A 3,499-nucleotide genomic window follows, 5' to 3' on the forward strand; every position below is an offset into this window, starting at 1 on the left:
AACAAATAAGTGTGACAGTCCTCGTCTGTCAGCGACCGCTTACGTCTCCTCAACGCCAGTTGCATTGCCGAGAGCGACAGTGGCTTATTCCAAAAACGACGGACGACCTGCGATTTCGGTATTAATTCATTGGAAATCAAACTGTTAGGCTTGCCGGTTCGCAGTTGCTCAAGAATGCGACTGGCACAAGTCTTATCGGAGTCTTCATGAATCTGCCGCTGATCCTCAATCTGCTGGTGTTCCTCGCCCTGCTCTTCGGTCTGGCGCAAACCCGCCACACTACGTGGAGCCTGGCGAAAAAAGTCCTGCTCGCGCTGGGTCTGGGCGTAGCGTTCGGCGTTGCGCTGCACAGCGTTTACGGCGCCGGCAATCCGGTGCTGAAAGCCTCGATCGGCTGGTTCGATCTGGTGGGCAACGGTTACGTGCAGTTGCTGCAAATGATCGTGATCCCGCTGGTATTCGCCTCGATCCTCAGCGCGGTGGCGCGTCTGCACAACGCCTCGTCGCTGGGCAAGATCAGCTTCCTGACCATCGGCACCCTGCTGTTCACCACCGCGATTGCGGCGCTGATCGGTATCGGCCTGACCAACCTGTTCGGCCTCACCGCCGAAGGCCTGGTTGCCGGCACTCAGGAGATGGCCCGCCTGCAAACCATTCAAACCGACTATGCCGGCAAGGTCGCCGACCTGAATGTGCCGCAACTGCTGCTGTCGTTCATTCCGCAGAACCCGTTCGCCGACCTGGCACGGGCCAAGCCGACCTCGATCATCAGCGTGGTGATTTTTGCTGCGTTCCTCGGCGTGGCGGCGCTGCAACTGCTCAAGGATGACGTCGAGAAAGGTCAGAAAGTGATCAACGCCATCGACACCCTGCAAGCCTGGGTGATGCGTCTGGTGCGTCTGGTGATGAAGCTGACCCCGTATGGCGTCCTGGCGCTGATGACCAAAGTGGTCGCCGGTTCCAACCTGCAGGACATCATCAAGCTCGGCAGTTTCGTCGTGGTCTCGTACCTCGGCCTCGGCCTGATGTTCGTGGTCCACGGTTTGCTGGTGTCGGCCGCCGGGATCAACCCGCTGCGCTTCTTCCGCAAGATCTGGCCGGTGCTGACCTTCGCATTCACCAGCCGCTCCAGCGCGGCGAGCATTCCGCTGAGCATCGAAGCGCAGACCCGTCGTCTGGGCATTCCGCAGTCGGTGGCCAGTTTCGCCGCCTCGTTCGGCGCAACTATCGGCCAGAACGGTTGCGCCGGTCTGTACCCGGCGATGTTGGCGGTGATGGTTGCGCCAACCGTGGGCATCAATCCGCTGGATCCGCTGTGGATCGCGACGCTGGTGGCGATTGTGACCCTGAGCTCGGCCGGTGTGGCCGGTGTGGGCGGCGGCGCGACGTTTGCCGCGCTGATCGTGCTGCCGGCGATGGGCTTGCCGGTGTCTCTGGTAGCGTTGCTGATTTCGGTTGAGCCGCTGATCGACATGGGTCGTACGGCGTTGAACGTGAGTGGCTCGATCACCGCAGGCGCGATTACCAGTCAGGTGATGCAGCAGACAGATAAAGCGCTGCTGGATGCGGATGAGCATGCGGCGCTAGCGAGCTAGCCAGCTGCAAGCTGCAAGCTGCAAGCTGCAAGCTGCAAGAAGAGCATTCCCGCTTTCACTTGTGGCTTGCAGCTCGAAGCTTGAAGCTATCTTTTCTCCCAGACTTCGAAGTTGTACGCGGGCTTGTCGCCCTCCGCCGGATTCGGCACATTCGACACCAGCTTCCACTGGTTCAGATCGAACTCCGGAAACCACGCGTCGCCTTCCGGGCTCAGCGCCACACGGGTCAGGTATAGACGATCGGCCTGCGCCAACCCTTGCGCATACAACTGCGCACCGCCAATCAGCATCAGCTCATCGACGCCCTGCGCTTTCGCCCATTCCTCGGCGCGAACCACCGCAGCTTCCAGCGACGGATAGACCTCTGCCCCCTCCAGCACCAGATCGGCCTGACGGCTGACCACGATGTTCAAGCGGCCCGGCAGCGGACGACCGAGCGAATCCCAGGTCTTGCGGCCCATGATGATCGGCTTGCCGAGGGTCGTGGCCTTGAAGTATTTGAAGTCCCCCGGCAGGTGCCAGGGCATGCTGTTGTCGACGCCGATCACGCGGTTTTCACCGAGGGCTGCGATCAGGCTGAGGGGGAGTGATTTAGTCATGCCGGCGAGGATACCAGAGCCTCGCTTGACCCGATAAGCGCCACAGCGGTTATGCTCACGGCTCAATTGAGCAACGGAATGGCGCGTGACTGAACTGACTCCCCTGCAAAACCTCTGGCTGAGCGAAACCATCCGCCTGCGCGAAGAACACGCCGGGCCGCTGGAGGATCTGGAAGCCAATCGTCTGGCCCGCGCGGCCGGCGGCGATCTGCCGAGCCGCATTCAACGCCGGGCGTTGTGGCTGGCCGAGCGTGACGGGCTGAGCGCTGCGCTCACTCACTGGCTGCAAGGCGCACGCCTGGCGCTGGTACTGCTGCTGATCTTCGCAGTGCTCAGCGGTGCCGGTCTGGCCTTCGCCGCGTTGAGCCAGACACCGGTCAATGTGTTCTGGGCCTTGGGCAGTCTGCTCGGGTTGAACGTGATTCTGCTGCTGAGCTGGGCGTTGGGGTTGATCTTTGCCGGCGAACACGGCGCCACTCTTGGCCGCTTGTGGTTGTGGCTCAGCGAAAAATTCGCCCGGGATGCCAAAGCCGCGCAACTGGCGCCGGCTCTGCTGTTGATGCTGCAACGCAAAAAACTCAACCGCTGGGCCCTCGGCACCTTGGTCAACGGCTTGTGGCTGCTGGCGATGCTCAGCGCGCTGGTGCTGCTGCTGACGCTGATGGCCACCCGGCGCTACGGCTTCGTCTGGGAAACCACCATTCTCAGCGCTGACACTTTCATCAACATGACCCAGGCCCTCGGCGCGCTGCCGGCGCTGCTCGGTTTCAACGTGCCGAGCGTGGAGATGATCCGCGCCAGCGGCGACGCCGCGCTGGACATCGAAAGTGCCCGACAGGCCTGGGCGACCTGGCTGGTGGGCGTGCTGGTGGTCTACGGTGTGCTGCCGCGCCTGCTCCTGGCCGCGTTCTGTTTCTGGCGCTGGAGCCGTGGCAAAGCCGCGCTGAGCCTGGACCTGAAGCTGCCCGGCTACGCCCAGTTGCGCGAACGCCTGATGCCGACCAGCGAACGCCTTGGCATCAATGACGCGGCGCCGGAACAATTGCATCGGGTCGAAAGCCACGTCAGTGCACACGCCAGCGACGGCGCCCTGCTGGTGGCCATCGAACTCGACGACCAGCGCCCATGGCCACCGGCCCTGCCAAAAACCGTAAGCAACGCCGGCATCCTCGACAGCCGTGAATCGCGCAACAAACTCCTCGAGCAACTCAGCCGCTTCCCCCCGGCACGCCTGCTGATCGCCTGCGATCCGCGGCGCTCGCCGGATCGCGGCAGCCTCGCGTTGATTGCCGAACTGGCACGCAA

General features: G+C 62.6%; 3 protein-coding genes. 2 read left to right on the plus strand and 1 reads right to left on the minus strand.

All coding sequences use genetic code 11. The annotated features are described in order from the left end of the window. The first annotated feature begins 206 nt into the window (after positions 1–206). On the plus strand, positions 207–1,595 hold the full coding sequence (locus DBR24_RS24075; RefSeq protein ID WP_128615985.1) for an L-cystine transporter: 1,389 nt from the start codon (positions 207–209) through the stop codon (positions 1,593–1,595). An 86-nt stretch (positions 1,596–1,681) separates the two neighbouring features. On the opposite strand, the gene DBR24_RS24080 is transcribed toward DBR24_RS24075, so the two are convergent. Beyond that, positions 1,682–2,194, minus strand: coding sequence for a dihydrofolate reductase (locus DBR24_RS24080; RefSeq protein ID WP_128615986.1), 513 nt, complete (start codon positions 2,192–2,194; stop codon positions 1,682–1,684). Between the two features lie 85 nt (positions 2,195–2,279). On the opposite strand from DBR24_RS24080, the gene DBR24_RS24085 reads away from it, so the two are divergent. After that, the coding region (locus DBR24_RS24085) for a DUF2868 domain-containing protein (protein ID WP_146189111.1) at positions 2,280–3,499 on the plus strand (1,220 nt) is incomplete at its 3' end.

Origin of the sequence: Pseudomonas sp. HMWF006, from assembly GCF_003061205.1 — a bacterium.
Lineage (GTDB): Bacteria > Pseudomonadota > Gammaproteobacteria > Pseudomonadales > Pseudomonadaceae > Aquipseudomonas > Aquipseudomonas monsensis.